This window comes from Cryobacterium sp. 10S3 (assembly GCF_034344045.1).
GTDB classification, from domain to species: domain Bacteria; phylum Actinomycetota; class Actinomycetes; order Actinomycetales; family Microbacteriaceae; genus Cryobacterium; species Cryobacterium glucosi.
Genome location: NZ_CP133773.1, coordinates 2,401,292 through 2,415,909, shown reverse-complemented (window position 1 = coordinate 2,415,909; position 14,618 = coordinate 2,401,292). Strand labels below are relative to the sequence as shown.

Here is a 14,618-nt window from a genome sequence, read left to right as displayed (position 1 = left end):
GCCGGCGTTCCCAGCCTGCCCCGGCCGCGCCGGGTCATACTCTCCCTACAGCGCGCCGAACGCGACGATGCAGTTCTGGCCGCCGAAGCCAAAGGCGTTCGCGAGGGCGTAGCGCACGGGCCGCTCACGGGCCACGAGCGGCACGTAGTCGAGCGTGCAGTCGGGGTCCGGCGTCGTGTAGTTGATCGTCGGGGGGATGATGCCCGTCTTGATGCTCAGCGCACAGAGCAGTCCGGACAGCGCCCCGGCCGCACCGATCATGTGGCCGGTCATCGACTTGGGCGCCGTGACGGCGATGCGGTCGGCGGCGTGCCCGAGCGCCCGCCGGATCGCGGAGGTCTCGGCGCGGTCGTTGGCCTGCGTCGAGGTGCCGTGCGCGCAGATCACGTCGATGTCGCTCGGGTTGAGCTTCGCCTTCGTGAGCGCCTTCGTCATCGCGGCGCTCGCGTACTGTCCGGTGGGGTCAGGGGCGACGATGCTGAAGCCGTCGCTCGTGAGCGCCCCGCCGAGCACCTCGGCGTAGACCTTCGCTCCGCGTGCCCTGGCGTGGGAGAGGAGTTCCATCACGAAGATGACGGCGCCCTCGCCGAAGACGAGTCCGCTCCGGTCGGCGTCGAAGGGGCGGCTTGCCTCGGCGGGCGAGTCGTTGTGGGTGGATGCCGCGTGCATCGCATTGAGGCCGGCGAACATCACCGGGGTGATCGCCGCTTCGACGCCACCGGCGATGACGACGTCCGCGTCACCCATCATTAGCATCGTGCGTGCCTCGAGGAGGGCGTATGCGCCGCTCGCACAGGCGAGCGCGCTCGCGTTGACCGGGCCGTGCACGCCGAGGTCGATCGCGACCTCGCATGCGGCCATGTTGAGCAGGGAGGAGGGTACGAAGCGCGGCGGGATCCGGCGTGAGCCGCCCGAGTTGACGAGTTCCGTCGCCTCCTGGATCTCTGCATATCCCGAGACGGCGCTGTTGACGACGACGGCGGTGTCGATGCCTTCCATGGATTCGCCGAACCCGGCGTCCTGGACGGCTTCGCGTGCCGCGGCGATGGCGAGTTGTGATGCGCGTGTGGCGCGCTTGGCCTGCTTGAACGGCATCCGCTCTGAGGCGATGAAGTTCTTGACCTCGCCCGCGATGCGGGTGGGCAATCCGGAGGGGTCGAACTGGGTGATGCGTGCGACGCCGCTGCGACCGTTCGTGAGGCCGGACCAGGTCTCCCGCCAGGTGTTGCCCAGGGGCGTGAGAGCGCCCAACCCGGTGATTACGACTCGGTCAATCATGACGATCATCTCCTCGACGGCGAATCTGACGCCGTCCTGCGCGGCGACCGTCGGTTGGCGGGAACCCTCTTTCGAGTGTAGTTACGGCCATATTCCCGGCGTGGTACACGCGGGCGCCCGCACGGCCTCGGAGCCTCGGTCAGCCGGGCCGACTAAGCTCGATTGTCGTGACGGATGCACCCATAGGAATTTTCGATTCTGGCGTCGGCGGTTTGACCGTCGCTCGGGCGATCAAGGACCAGCTGCCCAACGAGTCGATTCTGTACATCGGAGACACGGCCAATTCGCCGTACGGGCCGAAGAAGATCGCCGACGTCCGCGGCTTCGCACTCAAGGTTCTCGACGACCTCGTGGCCCAGGACGTGAAGATGCTGGTAATTGCCTGCAACACCGCGTCGGCCGCTGTGCTCCGAGATGCGCGGGAGCGTTACAGCGTCCCGGTGGTCGAGGTCATCCAGCCCGCCGTGCGACGCGCGGTCGGCACGACCCGCAACAACAGGGTCGGTGTGATCGGCACGATCGGCACCGTGAATTCACGGGCATACGAGGACGCCTTCGCGGCAGCGACGAACATCAGGCTTTTCACCAGGGCCTGCCCCCGATTCGTCGAATTCGTCGAAGCCGGGGTCACGACCGGCGACGAGGTGCTCGCCGTCGCCGAGGAATACCTCGCCCCCCTGCGCGCTGCGGACATCGACACCCTCGTGCTGGGCTGTACGCACTACCCGTTCCTGCGCGGCGCGATCTCGTACGTGATGGGCGACGCCGTGTCAATCGTCTCGAGCGACACCGAAACCGCCAACGACGTCTACCGGATCCTCGTCGGGCAGGGCCTCGCCCGCACCGAGAAGGCACCTCCGAGTTACCGCTACGAGGCGACGGGCAACAGCGCCGATGACTTCCTCGACCTCGCCCATCGCCTGGCCGGCCCGGAGGTCTCGAACGTCGACCTGGTCGAGACCGGTGTCTTCAGTCTCAGCGAGCTCGTCGAGTTCGCAGCAACCCACCCTAATTCCGAGCACAACCACGCAGCGTCCCTCCTCCACCCGAGGGATGCCCGGCACACCAAGGAGACCTCATGACCGACATCGTGCGCGCAGACGGACGGGCCATCGACGAACTAAGGCCGGTCACGATCGAACGCGGCTGGAGCGACCAGGCCGAAGGGTCCGCGCTCATCTCCTGCGGACGCACGAAGGTGCTCTGCACCGCGTCGTTCACCAACGGTGTCCCGCGCTGGATGAGCGGCAAGGGCAAGGGCTGGGTCACCGCGGAATACGCGATGCTCCCGCGTTCCACGAACGAGCGGATGGCCCGCGAGGCGGTCAAGGGCAAGATCGGCGGCCGAACGCACGAGATCAGCCGTCTTGTCGGCCGCAGCCTCCGAGCGGTCGTCGATATGAAGGCGCTCGGCGAGAACACCATCGTGATCGACTGCGATGTGCTCCAGGCCGACGGCGGCACCCGTACCGCCGCGATCACCGGAGCCTACGTCGCACTCTTCGACGCGCTCGAGTGGGGTCGGCAGCAGAAGTTCATCGGCCAGAAGGCGCAGCCCCTCACCGACAGCGTCGCCGCGATTTCCGTCGGCATCATCAAAGGCGTTCCCATGCTCGACCTCGCATATACCGAGGACTCGAGTGCCGAGACAGACATGAACGTCGTCGTCACCGGCCGGGGCTCCTTCGTCGAGGTGCAGGGCACGGCGGAGGGCGCCCCCTTCGATCGTGCGGAGCTGAACTCACTGCTCGACCTCGCCCTCGCAGGGACCGTCACCCTGACCGAACTGCAGAACGCCGCCCTCGGGCGCTGACGGATGGGCGCTGACACCATGCGGCTCGTACTGGCCACCCACAACGCGCACAAGGTCGACGAGTTGCGCCGCATTCTCGCGCCGCAGCTCCCGGGGGTCGACGTGCTCGCGTACGACGGCCCTGAACCCGTCGAAGACGGAACGACCTTCGCCGAGAACGCCCTCATCAAGGCTCGTGCAGCCGCGGCACACACCGGCCTGCCCGCCATCGCGGACGACTCGGGTATCTGCGTCGACATCCTCGGCGGCGCGCCGGGCATCTTCTCCGCACGCTGGTCGGGCCCGGCCAGGGATTCCGGCGAGAACCTGCGCCTGCTGCTCTGGCAGCTCGGGGACGTGCCGGAGGAACACCGCACCGCGCATTTCACCTGCGTCGCCGCCCTGGCGCTGCCGGACGGCACCGAACGGGTCGTGACGGGGGAGTGGCCCGGCCGGATCCTGACCGAGGCCGCGGGGGCCGGCGGCTTCGGGTACGACCCGATCTTTCTCCCGGACGGTTATGCGATCTCGGCGGCGGAGCTGACGGCATCCGTCAAGAATCGCGACAGCCACCGGGCGCGCGCCTTCGACGGGCTCGTCCCCGTACTGCGGGAGCTGCTCGGCTGATCCGGCACCGGCACCGGTCTCGATACCGGCGGAGGCGCCGCTCAAGCCCTGATAACGGCTCTCATTCCCAACTGGGCGCTGAACTGGCGACGCGCCCCGGCACCGCCTAGCGTGGAGGCATGGGCCACGATCACGCGCACGGGCACGGGCAGGCATCCGCCACCAATCGCACCCGGTTGTCCTTCGCGATCGGGATCGTCGCCCTCGTGCTCCTCGTCGAGGTCGCAGGGGCCTGGCTGACCGGGTCGCTTGCCCTGCTCGCTGATGCCGGGCACATGTTCTCGGACCTGGCCGGCCTGATCATCGCCCTCATCGCCACCGTCGTGGCCGCCCGGCCGGCCACGGACCGGCAGACGTTCGGCTACCAGCGCGCCGAAGTGTTCGGCGCGCTCATCAATGGGCTGATCCTGCTCGGCGTCGCCGTGTCCGTCGTGATCGGCGCGGTTTCCCGGCTGCTCGGGCCCGGCGAGGGCCACGTTCAGGCCGGACCGATGCTCTGGGTCGCCGTGATCGGCCTCGTCGCGAACATCGGCGCGCTGCTCCTGCTGCGCCCTGCTGCCGGCTCCTCGATCAACATGCGTGGCGCCTACCTCGAGGTACTCGGAGACACTCTCGGCTCCGTCGCGGTCATCGTCGCGGCCGGGGTCATCCTCACCACCGGTTTCGAGCAGGCGGACTCGATTGCGTCCCTGCTGATCGCGGCCATGATCGTGCCCCGCAGCTTCACCCTGCTCAGAGACGTCGTACGGGTGCTCAGCGAATCGGTGCCCGTCGACACCGACGTCGCAGAGATCCGCAGGCACCTCATCGAAACGCCGGGGGTCGCAGCGGTGCACGACGTGCACGTCTGGGCGATCACGTCCGGCGCGCACGTGTTCAGTGCGCACGTCGTCGTCGAACCCGCCGTGCTGCAGTCCGGCGGCTCAGGGGCGCTGCTCGACGCCCTCTCGGAGTGCCTCAGCACCCACTTCGATGTCGAGCACTCCACGTTCCAGCTCGAGCCGGCCGAGCATGCCGATCACGAGGACTTCCCGCACCGCTGACCCCGACCTCCCGCTTCCTCTCCCCGCGCGCGACTCAAAGACGTCCGTGCCTGTTCCGAATTCAGGAGTTGAGGCCCGGAACCGGGATCAACGCACTCCTGAAGCGGTTCAGCCGGGCTCAGCTCCTGAATTCGGAACGCAGCGCGCGCTGGAGTCCGCGATGGGGAGTGTTAGTCGTCGTGCTTGGGGTGGCCGGTGAAGACATCCGCGTCGAGGACGAGGATGCCGGTGTCGGTCGTCGCCGGCGCGGCCGCGGCGAGCGCCTTGGCCTTCTTCGCCTTGCGCGAGGACTGCACGTAGTGGAACGCGGTGGGGATGAGCGTGCCGAGCACGGCCGCGATCAGGATCAGGTCGATGTAGTGCGTGACGAAGTCGGCGACCGGCGGGATGTACCCCAGGAAGTACCCCCCGAAGGTGAGGCCGGCGCCCCAGATCATGGCGCCGACGAGGTTGTACAGGGAATACTTGCGGTAATTCATGTGGCCGACGCCCGCGGCGACGGGTGCGAACGTGCGCACGATCGGCACGAAGCGTGCGATGATCACGGCGAAGCCGCCGAAGCGTTCGAAGAAACCGTTGGTGCGCTGCACGTTCTCGACGCTGAACAGTCCGGATTCCTTGCGTTCGAAGACGCGCGGGCCGAGCTTGTGACCGATCAGGTAGCCGACCTCGCCGCCGAGGAACGCCGCGAAGCCGATGGCGAGGGCGACCCACCAGATGTTGATGTGGATGACGCCCGCGAAGGTGAGGAGGCCGGTGATGACGAGGAGGGTGTCGCCGGGCAGCAGGAAGCCGACGAGAAGGCCGGTTTCGGCGAAGATGATCGCGCACACTCCGAGCAGGGCCCATGGACCGAACCCGTCGATGAGGTTTACCGGGTCAAGCCACGGGATGAGTCCGGCGTGGTTGAGAGCAGTGTTGAGCACGAAGATGACTCCAGTCGGTGGTGGCCATGGCGACCGCACGGTGATGAGCAGGGATGGTCTGTTACAGGCTAGCGCTAAAGGGAGGGTGGAACCCGTGAATTACCCGGCCGCGGGGTCGTCGGCCGGGGTATCGGCCGGGCCGTCTGGTCGGCCGCCGCCGGCCGCGTCCCGGCGGTTCTCGGCGCGGTCGGCGAGCCAGGTGCGGCCTCCGAAGAAGATGGATGCCGCGATGAAGACCCCGGCGATGACGTACGCGGCGCTCTTCACGCCGGGCAGGCTCGCCGCGAAGTATCCCGTCAGGGTGAGCCCGACGCCCCAGGCGAGTGCGCCGACGAGGTTACTGGAGAGGAACCGGTAGTAGTTCATCCGGCCGACCCCTGCGATGACGGGCACGAAGACGCGCGCCCAGGGCATGAACCGGGCGATCACGACCGACCACCAGCCGTACTTGCGGTAGAAGGCCTCGGTCTTCACGATGGCAGCGCGGGTGCGACGGCCACCGCGGCGATCGAGGTAGCCGCGGCCGAAATGCCTCCCGAGTAGGAATCCGACCTGGTCGCCGAGGAATGCGGCGATTCCGGTTCCGATCATCAGCACGACGATGTCCACGTTCGCCGCCGATGCCGCGACGAGCCCGGACCCGAACAGGAGCGAATCCCCGGTGATGAACGGGATGAAGACTCCGAGGAATACCGCGGTCCCGGCGAAGACGAGGGCCCAGACGAGCAGGTAGAACACGATGACGCCCGTGTTCGCGAGCACATCGGTCAGTTGGCCGTCGAGGGCCGATGTGCTCATCATGTGCGGGAGAGGGGACTTGAACCCCCACGCTCGAAAGCACAGGAACCTAAATCCTGCGTGTCTGCCAATTTCACCACTCCCGCTTGTGCCGTTCCAGTGTAGCCAGATCGTCTGGTCAGCCTGCCCCTCCGCGGCCCTGCAGGGCGTGGGTGAACGCCGCGGTTCGGGCACGGAGGGCGTCGACGACGGCGGCGACGGCGGGCTGGTGCAGGGACTCGGCGCGGAGCACCATCCAGTACGGCAGTTCCTCGTTGAACTTGTCCGGCAGGAGGCGCACGAGGTCCGGGTGCTGGTCGGCCATGAAACACGGCAGGAAACCGATCCCTGCTCCCGCCCTGGTCGCTTCGACGTGCACGAACACGTTGGTCGAACTCAGTGAGGGGCGCATCGACGGCACCTGCCGCCTGGGGGCATCGAGGTCGTCGACGAGCAGCATCGAATCGACGAAGTAGACGAGCGGATGCTCGGTGAGCTCTGCAACGCTCACGGGCGTGCCGTTCTCGGCCAGGTAGTCCCGCGACGCATACATGCCCAGGACATAGTGCCCGAGCAGGATCGCGTCGGCCCGGTGCACCTGAGGCTCTCCGACGACGACCTCGATATCGAGTCCCGACCGGTGCTGGAGCGCGCGCCGCGTCACCGTGACGATCTCGACCCGCAGGCCGGGATGCCGGCGCTGCAGCGCGGCGACCGCCGGCGTTGCGATGTACGCGCTGAAGCCATCCGTCGCCGAGAGCCGCACGACGCCGGAGAGCTGAGCGGCCTGCCCGGGAGGGCCGCCGAGCAGGGAGACGGCGGCCTCGACGTTTTCCGCGGCGTTGACCGCGCGGGAGCCGAGTTCCGTGAGCTCCCAGCCGCCGACCGTGCGGGACAGCACCCGGCCGTCGAGCGCCTTCTCGAGGGCTGCAATGCGGCGCGAGACCGTGGTGTGATTGAGGCCGAGGCTTTCCGCCGCGGTCACGAAACGGCCGCTGCGTGCGACCGCGAGCAGCACGAGAAGGTCGTCGGCGTTCGGCGGCAGGGTGGGGCGGGGTCCGGTCATATCTGCAATTATGCACACACGGAGTTCGGAAGTGGTCATGGCCGCAGAGCCGACGGGCGGCGATACTCGGTGGAGCCAGGGCGGCGACCCGCCCCCGGCATCCAGCGACAGTGTCAGCGAAGACACCGAAGGAGACAGACATGAGCGTCAACGAACGCATCACTGCCGACAGCCCCGGAGGCGCGGGATCCCGCGACAACCGGGAAGAAACCTCCGGCCTCAGGAAGATCGTGGCCGCCTCGATGGTCGGCACGGTCGTCGAATGGTACGAATTCTTCCTCTATGCGACCGCGGCGAGCCTCGTCTTCGGCAAGTTCTTCTTCCCGAACGCGGGCAGCGAACTCGACGGGATCATCGCCGCGTTCCTCACCTACGCGGTGGGCTTCATCGCCCGGCCGCTCGGAGGCATCGTCTTCGGCCAGATCGGCGATCGCCTGGGCCGCAAGCACACCCTGCAGGTCACGATCATCCTCGTCGGGGCCGCGACCTTCCTGATGGGCTGCCTGCCCGGCTACAACACGATCGGATACTGGGCGCCCGCGCTGCTCGTTGCACTCCGCTTCATCCAGGGCTTCGCCGTCGGCGGGGAATGGGGCGGCGCCGTGCTGCTCGTCGCGGAGCACAGCCCGGACAAGTCCCGCGGCTTCTGGGCGAGCTGGCCGCAGGCCGCCGTCCCGGTCGGCAACCTGCTCGCGACCCTCGTGCTGCTCACCATGTCGTGGATCCTGCCTGCGGAGCAATTCCTCGGCTGGGGCTGGCGGGTCGCCTTCTGGCTGTCCGCGATCATCGTGGTGATCGGCTACTACATCCGCACCCATGTCAGCGAAGCGCCGATCTTCCTCGAGGCCCGCGCCCAGGTCGAGGCCGAGAAGGCCATCAGCTACGGCGTGATGGAGGTCGTCCGCAAGTACCCGCGCGGCATCCTCGGTGCGATGGGGCTGCGGTTCGCCGAGAACATCCTCTACTACACGATCGTGAGCTTCTCGATCGTTTACCTCGTCACGGTGCACAAGTACAACACCAGCCAGTTGCTCCTGGCCCTGCTGATCGCCCACGTCGTGCACTTCCTCGTGATCCCGCAGGTCGGCAGGCTCTCCGACCGCTTCGGCCGCAAACCGATCTACCTCACCGGCGCGATTCTCGGGGCCAGCTGGGCGTTCTTCGCCTTCCCGATGTTCGACACCCTCAACCCGGTCGTCATCGTCGCCGCGATCACGATCGGGCTGTGCTTCCACGCCTTCATGTACGCCGGGCAGCCGGCGATCATGGCCGAGATGTTCCCGACCCGGATGCGGTACTCCGGCGTCTCCCTCGGCTACCAGGTCACGTCGATCCTCGCCGGCTCGCTCGCGCCCATCATCGCGACGGCGCTGCTCCAGCAGTACAAGTCCTGGCTGCCGGTCGCGTTCTACCTCGTGATCGCGTGTGCGATCACGGTCGTCGCCGTTGTGACGCTCAAGGAGACCAACGGCATCTCGCTCCGCGACGTCGACGCGGCGGATGCCGCCAGGCACGGCCTCGAACCGGCCCCGACGCTGCGTTGACCGTGGAACAGTCCCTCGCAGGGAGGCGCGCCCTCGTCACCGGGGGAGCGAGCGGCATCGGCGAGGCCGTCGTGCGCTCCCTCGCTGCCCGCGGAGCCCACGTCACGGTCGCCGACATCGACGCGGCGAGTGCTTCGGTGCTCGCCGCGGAGGTTCACGGTTCGACGTGGGTCGTCAACCTCGCCGACACTCCGGCCCTGACGGACGCCCGGCTCGCGGACGTGCTCGGCGACGTGGACATCCTCGTGAACAACGCGGGGATCCAGCGCATCAACCCGATCCCCGACTTCGACCCCGCCGACTTCCGGCTGATCCTCGCCCTCATGCTCGAGGCCCCGTTCCTGCTGATCCGGGCGGCGCTCCCTGGGATGTACAAACGCGGTTTCGGACGGGTGGTCAATGTCACCTCGGTGCACGGCATCCGTGCGTCGCCGTTCAAGGCCGCATACGTCTCGGCGAAGCACGGGCTCGAGGGGCTCTCGAAGGTGACCGCCCTCGAGGGCGGTGACCACGGTGTCACGAGCAACTGTGTGAGTCCCGGCTACGTGCGCACGCCGATGGTCGAGAAGCAGATCGCCGACCAGGCCGTCGTGCACGGCATCCCCGAGTCGGAGGTGCTCAGTCGGATCATGCTCACCGAGAGCGCGGTCAAGCGCCTCGTCGAACCGGCGGAGGTCGGCTCGCTCGTGGCGTGGCTCGCCTCGACGGACGCGGCGATGGTCACCGGCTCGAGCTACGGCATGGACGGCGGCTGGTCGGCCCGCTGATCCGACTGGCCCATTCCGGTGTGCGGCCCGGACGGCGGATGCCTGTGGATAACTTCAACGGGGATCCGGCCGTCCGGGCACACTGTGCGCATGAGCGAGGCCGTGCGCATCATCACCGAGCAGGTGCGCTCACGGGTGCGCCGTGACGGCGTCGACCTCGCCTCCGACGAGAACCTCGCCGAGCGATACGTGCGCGCCGAGCTCCAGCGCTACAGTGAGCGGGCGCTCGGCGGGGCGCATCCGCTCATCTCCGACGAGCATCAGGCGGCCAGGGAAGTCGTCGCTTCGCTGACCGGGTTCGGGGCGCTCCAGCCGCTCCTCGACGATCCGGAGATCGAGGAGATCTGGATCAATGGACCGTCCCTGGTGTTCGTCGCTCGGGACGGCGTACCCGAACTCACCGACATGGTCCTCACCGCACGGGAGGTGCGCGACCTCGTCGAACGGATGCTGCAGGCCTCCGGCCGTCGTGTCGACCTGAGTTCACCGTTCGTCGACGCCTCCCTGCTGGACCTTATCTAGCCCCAAGGCGCCAATCTGCGCTCGTTCAGAGGAAGTCACTCCCAAAACCTGCCAGTCACAGTCAGGCACGCGCGACCAGATTCTTGCAGTGCCACAGGAGAGCGCACATGATCATGCAGCACCGCCTCGCGTACGGCCTCTTTGGCCCGGTACATCCGATTGCCCGCCGCCCTCGGAGCAATTACTGGATCGAACCACAGTTCGTGGGAGGATGGCGTCGAGCCGATATGAGCAACGTCAACGAACTCCGCGTCTTCATCGCATCGCCCGGCGACCTCGCCGAAGAGCGAGCTGAACTCCGCGACATCGAACGCCGAGTGAACTCCCTTTTCGGAGCTACAGGCCAGCGCGTGCGCGTCACCGGATGGGAAGAAACGTTGCCCGCGTTTGGGCGACCTCAAGGCCAGATAAATCCGATGGTCGATGATTGCGACGTATTCGTCGGTCTACTGAGACGCAAGTGGGGTTCGCCTACTGGAATTTCAGACTCTGGATTTTCTGAAGAATTCGAGCGTGCCCTCGACCGCCGCAAACGATCAGGCACCCTGCCCGAGATCGCCATGTACTTCGCAAATCTCTCGCAAGGCGAGCTGGACGACGCGGGCCCCGAGCTTAACCGAGTACTGGATTTCAGAAGGCGCCTGGAAACCGAACGCTTAGCCCTGTACTCGACCTTCACCACGCCCGACAATCTCGCTGCTCAGGTAGCGGAACTCTTGTCCGGTCACCTCTTAGGAATCTTGTTGGCGCGGCAAGCGTCTGAAGGACCGGTCGGAGCAATCACAGCCAGTGAGAGCATGACCACGAACGCGTCGACAGATCAGCTAGAAGACATCGACGAGGGGGAATCGTCGCCGGACTCGGCCCAGAAACAACTGGTCGAGGCGCTTGATGCTCTTCGTGGCGCACTCACCGGCAGCGCCTCCATAACTCCCTTAGACAATGACCGCCTGGAACTCGCCGGGGTAGCGCTGGGCCGGGATAAATCTCCGCTTCGCACACATCTGGTGAACCGCCTCTACCAACGACTTGATGGTCTCGATCTGATCGGTGCCGAGTTCCACGCATGGGTACGGACACTCCTCACCGACGTCGGCGAACATCCTGCGGTAGCTGATCGGGTGGTGCCGGGGTGGTTTCTCCTTGCCGGCAACGAGGCCGACCGTACAGACAAATTGGTCCAATTCGCAACAGAGGAAGGGTTAGTCGGACGTGGAGCGGTAATGAGCCTATATCGGCTCGGCGCACGCCCCACAATATTGTGGAACGACGCGGCAATCGAAGCGACAGTGGCCCAAGGCCAGCCGAACTTGGCCGTCGACCTCTGGATCGCAATGCTCAATGCCAATCCTGGGCACAGTGAAGTCACGAACTATCTACTGCAGGACGCAACAATTGACAAGTCGGAAGCAACGGAGGTTGTAACCAAACTAATCGGTCGCATCCTCGAATCCTCGGACTTGAACGACGACAGTCGAGCATTTCTCGACGCCACGATTCAGGCGTTCGCAGGAAGACCAGACGACCTCGCAAGAAGACTCGGCTATTCTTCGGACGCTCCCGGTCCGTGGCGCCTCATCCTCGGGCAAATCGAGAACCTTGGCTCAACGATCCTAAATGGGTTGGCGAATCAGTCGTATAACCGGGAAGTGAAGCTCACAGTTACCGAGCGCGGTCTCACGGCTGGACTCCTGACCGATGCGACGCTGAAGAGCCTTCTTTTCGAAAGAGACGAAGATATTCGGGGGCTACTTCTCGCCGCCAGCGCCAAGAATGCGGAAGTTGCAACGCTCTTCTTGGCACTGACCAAGGACCGGCCGACCGGCAAATCGGTTCCAACAGGCTTGGAGGGACGCCTCCTTGCAGACAGCACATCGCTCGAGGTCCTGGAGCGGCTCGACGCACAGTCCGAGTACAGCAACGCCCCGTGGGAAGCCCTCACGTATCTCACCCCCGCGAAGCTGATGCCCTCAGCTCGAAGGGTGCTGATAGAGGACGCAGCGGAATTGCGATCAAGCCTACGCGAGCGCATTGGGGACGAAGAGAACATTATCAGCTACCTCGCTGATGACCGAAAACGCATTTCTGCCGGGCTTCTCTCCCGCAATGTGGACCACATGGAGACCGATGTGAGACTCGTTCTGACTTGGTTCAAGGAGAATGCGCTCCAAGGATTTATCGCCGACCAGGACTGGCACATCCTGGAAAACACCATAATCACATCCGGCTTCAATCTTCCAACAGACTTCTTCGACGCATACGAGGACGTGTCAGGTTTTTCGTCCGCCGCGAAATTCTTGAACGGACCACTTGGCCCATCCATCGCACCGGTGCTCCGAAGAAACGAAATCGCCTGGTTCCGTGAGCCGGCGGAAGTCTGGTATATAACTCGCAAGGAGCGCACCAACGACGAGATCGAGGAGGCCCTCTACAGCGACCTACCCAACGTTCGCATCGCTGCGGCACAGTCAATGTGTGATCGTCTCGACCGCGAAACGCTTAAATCCGTACTCGAGAAATACCCGACGCGGCAGGGCCAATACTGGTACAACGTCAGCGCGATCCTTGATGAGCACTTGTACGCACCGACCCGCAGTGGTAGCTAGAAGGGCCGGTCTCAGACGGGCCCGCATTGAGCACTCAGGCTGTTACCTAACGCAACCTTAGATCGGGCGTATCTCTGGGCAGAATGTCGGACAACGGCACCTGGAGCACTTGAGCAATTGCCAGCAAAGTTCGAATCGTTGGGTTAGCGGGTCTCCCGGGTGCCGACTCGCCCTTTTCGTACTTCTGATACGTGTACCGGGTTAGACCGGAGCGATATGCGACGTCTTCCTGACTCAGAGCCGCTGCCAAGCGGATCCGTCGAAGATTGTTGGCCAATTCGGCCGTATAACTTCGCCAAGCATTGTCCTCTACCTCGGTACGCTTGGCCACAAATCTACGCTCGCCGCAATGGTCAATCGAGGTGGCCTAATCTATGTGGCATAATTCGAGAGGCCATACGAAACAATCTGTCCAGTCGAACGGAGCGCCCCGCTTCAATCGCCTTGCACGTGTGCTGCCGCAACCCGATGCCAGTGGCCGACCGTCGGGACGCGGTCTTCGCGCACGTCGGCGTGATTGTTGAGGTTTGCGTGGTCTTGGACCCGCGCCCTATCTGGTGGCGAGCTGTCGAAGCTCCGCCGCCTGGCCAATGGGTAGACACTTTTGAAGACTTCACAGGTCAAGAAACGGCAGACCAATGGGGGCTCGGTGCCGCCATCTTCATAGCACAGACGCGCCGTCGCACCGGAACGGGGCCGACGTTTTCTGAGGTATTCAAGGAGATTCTGATCGACTCCAATGGTGTTCCCTCGGAGCTACCAGACAACATCGAGTATCTACAGCGGCGAAGACTCGTGAGTGAATTTCGAATGCACACCGCTATCGAGTGGAAAAGACGCGGATGGGTGAGCTGGAGTCCGGATGTGCCTCGGAGTTTACGGGTGGGACGCGCGTTCCGTGAGCTATCACGCCAGCACGGAAAGTCCCGGCGCCCCGTAGTGGAAGGATGCGAATCATGACGGAAGATCCCGTACCCGGACTCGATGATTCCAGCGACACAGGACGTTCGATACCCGAACCGGTCCACGTCTCGGTAGCCGCCGTCCGTCGCCTCGCAGAAACCGTGGCGCGATTGGCGAACGACCCGGAGTACTTCCTCGAAGCGCTAACGGACATGGTCCTCGCGATGGAGCCCATCTCGAGGGAGAAACTAACCGAGAACGAGGTGCGGTTTTTGGTCGAGTCGGGGGCATTCACTCCTGAGGAGTGGGCGGAGACTTCGGCATCCGTGGACCGCGGGAGCTTGCAGCTCAGCACGGCCGAAGCTTGGTTGCTTGGCCTTTTCTCGACTATGTCTGTGGAGGATGTCACAGGTTTTCTCGGTTGGAACGAAAGCGACGTCAGCGATGCAGCTGCCGACGGACGGCTCTACGCCATCGAAGTTTCTGGCAGGCGCCGCTTCCCGGTTTGGCAATTCGACGCGGCGTCCCCTTCGAAACTTCTTCCAGGGCTGACTTCGATGATCGGAATCATGACCCCGCGGTGGCATTGGCAAAGCGCCGCGGGATTCATGGCCACGCCTCAGCGGGACCTGGTTGCCCTAGGGCGCAAGACCCCGATTCAATGGCTTCGCGACGGAGGCGATGTCGACGACGTGCGCGAGATCGTGGAGGCTTCCGATTGGAGTTGAGGATCTCGCGCGCGGCTGCATACCGGGCACGACAGAAAA

The 14,618-nt window shown here is 65.1% G+C and carries 14 protein-coding genes and 1 tRNA gene; 9 read left to right on the top strand and 6 right to left on the bottom strand.

The window, feature by feature from the left end:
* Window positions 1-45 precede the first annotated feature (45 nt).
* Entirely contained in the window at window positions 46-1,278 is a 1,233-nt protein-coding gene (locus tag RHM57_RS11365) for a beta-ketoacyl-[acyl-carrier-protein] synthase family protein (RefSeq protein WP_134445816.1), read from the bottom strand.
* Window positions 1,279-1,445: 167 nt separating this feature from the next.
* Between RHM57_RS11365 and murI the strand changes: the two genes are divergently transcribed.
* From murI to RHM57_RS11345, 4 genes are all read left to right on the top strand, one after another.
* Complete coding sequence (gene murI, locus RHM57_RS11360) at window positions 1,446-2,360, top strand: glutamate racemase (protein ID WP_322140904.1); 915 nt, start codon at window positions 1,446-1,448, stop codon at window positions 2,358-2,360.
* Entirely contained in the window at window positions 2,357-3,091 is a 735-nt protein-coding gene (gene rph, locus RHM57_RS11355) for a ribonuclease PH (protein WP_134445814.1), read from the top strand. Before murI ends, rph begins: the two co-directional genes overlap by 4 nt.
* A 3-nt stretch (window positions 3,092-3,094) precedes the next feature.
* Entirely contained in the window at window positions 3,095-3,697 is a 603-nt protein-coding gene (rdgB, locus tag RHM57_RS11350; protein WP_134445813.1) for an RdgB/HAM1 family non-canonical purine NTP pyrophosphatase, read from the top strand.
* A gap of 119 nt (window positions 3,698-3,816) precedes the next feature.
* On the top strand, window positions 3,817-4,740 hold the full coding sequence (locus RHM57_RS11345; protein WP_134445812.1) for a cation diffusion facilitator family transporter: 924 nt from the start codon (window positions 3,817-3,819) through the stop codon (window positions 4,738-4,740).
* A 170-nt stretch (window positions 4,741-4,910) separates the two neighbouring features.
* Here the strand turns inward: RHM57_RS11345 and RHM57_RS11340 are convergent, their stop codons facing one another.
* The 4 genes from RHM57_RS11340 to RHM57_RS11325 all read right to left on the bottom strand — a co-directional run bounded on the left by RHM57_RS11340 (window position 4,911) and on the right by RHM57_RS11325 (window position 7,548).
* The gene (locus RHM57_RS11340) at window positions 4,911-5,666 is read right to left on the bottom strand and encodes a DedA family protein (protein WP_322188158.1); all 756 of its coding nucleotides are present in this window, start codon (window positions 5,664-5,666) and stop codon (window positions 4,911-4,913) included.
* Window positions 5,667-5,765: 99 nt separating this feature from the next.
* A complete protein-coding gene (locus tag RHM57_RS11335) occupies window positions 5,766-6,467 on the bottom strand; it encodes a DedA family protein (protein WP_134445811.1) in 702 nt (233 codons plus the stop codon).
* A 1-nt stretch (window position 6,468) separates the two neighbouring features.
* A tRNA-Leu gene (locus tag RHM57_RS11330) sits at window positions 6,469-6,550 on the bottom strand.
* Window positions 6,551-6,582: 32 nt separating this feature from the next.
* Window positions 6,583-7,548, bottom strand: a complete 966-nt coding sequence (locus RHM57_RS11325; protein ID WP_134445810.1) for a LysR family transcriptional regulator — start codon at window positions 7,546-7,548, stop codon at window positions 6,583-6,585.
* A 101-nt stretch (window positions 7,549-7,649) separates the two neighbouring features.
* Here RHM57_RS11325 and RHM57_RS11320 point away from each other — a divergent pair, with 101 nt between their 5' ends.
* The 4 genes from RHM57_RS11320 (at window position 7,650) to RHM57_RS11305 (ending at window position 12,948) form a co-directional block, all read left to right on the top strand.
* Complete coding sequence (locus RHM57_RS11320; RefSeq protein ID WP_134445809.1) at window positions 7,650-9,053, top strand: MFS transporter; 1,404 nt, start codon at window positions 7,650-7,652, stop codon at window positions 9,051-9,053.
* 2 nt (window positions 9,054-9,055) lie between these two features.
* Window positions 9,056-9,820, top strand: a complete 765-nt coding sequence (locus RHM57_RS11315) for a 3-hydroxybutyrate dehydrogenase (RefSeq protein WP_134445808.1) — start codon at window positions 9,056-9,058, stop codon at window positions 9,818-9,820.
* Window positions 9,821-9,910: 90 nt separating this feature from the next.
* Entirely contained in the window at window positions 9,911-10,342 is a 432-nt protein-coding gene (locus tag RHM57_RS11310) for a hypothetical protein (protein WP_322188155.1), read from the top strand.
* 107 nt (window positions 10,343-10,449) lie between these two features.
* Window positions 10,450-12,948, top strand: coding sequence for a DUF4062 domain-containing protein (locus tag RHM57_RS11305; RefSeq protein WP_322188153.1), 2,499 nt, complete (start codon window positions 10,450-10,452; stop codon window positions 12,946-12,948).
* Between the two features lie 46 nt (window positions 12,949-12,994).
* Here RHM57_RS11305 and RHM57_RS11300 read toward each other — a convergent pair whose 3' ends face one another.
* Window positions 12,995-13,279 (bottom strand): helix-turn-helix transcriptional regulator, encoded by a 285-nt coding sequence (locus tag RHM57_RS11300; protein ID WP_322188151.1) that lies wholly within the window; start codon window positions 13,277-13,279, stop codon window positions 12,995-12,997.
* Between the two features lie 625 nt (window positions 13,280-13,904).
* On the opposite strand from RHM57_RS11300, the gene RHM57_RS11295 reads away from it, so the two are divergent.
* Window positions 13,905-14,579, top strand: coding sequence for a hypothetical protein (locus tag RHM57_RS11295; RefSeq protein ID WP_322188149.1), 675 nt, complete (start codon window positions 13,905-13,907; stop codon window positions 14,577-14,579).
* The last annotated feature ends 39 nt before the right edge of the window (window positions 14,580-14,618 follow it).